Origin of the sequence: Streptomyces sp. WM6386, assembly GCF_000972385.1 — a bacterium.
In the GTDB taxonomy this organism is placed as follows: Bacteria; Actinomycetota; Actinomycetes; order Streptomycetales; family Streptomycetaceae; genus Streptomyces.
Genome location: NZ_JXTE01000715.1, coordinates 1 through 334 on the forward strand (window position 1 = coordinate 1; position 334 = coordinate 334).

Below are 334 nucleotides of genomic sequence, written 5' to 3' on the forward strand. Positions count from 1 at the left end.
CCGCACCCGGGCGGCGCACCGCGCTATCGAGAGGACGGCGTATGGAACTGGCCGAACTCATCGGGCTACGGCCCGTTCCCTGCGCCGGCCTGCTGCTCACACTCACCCGGCGCTGCCCTTTGAGCTGCGCACACTGCTCGACGTCGTCCACGATGACCGGCGAGGAGCCCGACTCCGGGCAGCTGCTGCGGTTCGTCGGCTCGTTCACCGCTGACGACCGTCCCGAGGTGGTGATGCTGACCGGTGGGGAACCCCTGCTGCTGCCCGGACCGGTCCACGAACTGGCCACCCTGATCAGGGCGGCCGGTTCACGCAGTGTGCTGCTGAGCGGAAT

At 69.5% G+C, this 334-nt stretch carries 1 protein-coding gene; it reads left to right on the forward strand.

The window, feature by feature from the left end; all coding sequences use genetic code 11:
* Positions 1 to 41 precede the first annotated feature (41 nt).
* A partial coding sequence (locus TN53_RS43365) for a radical SAM protein (protein ID WP_046264438.1) occupies positions 42 to 334 on the forward strand: 293 nt, incomplete at its 3' end.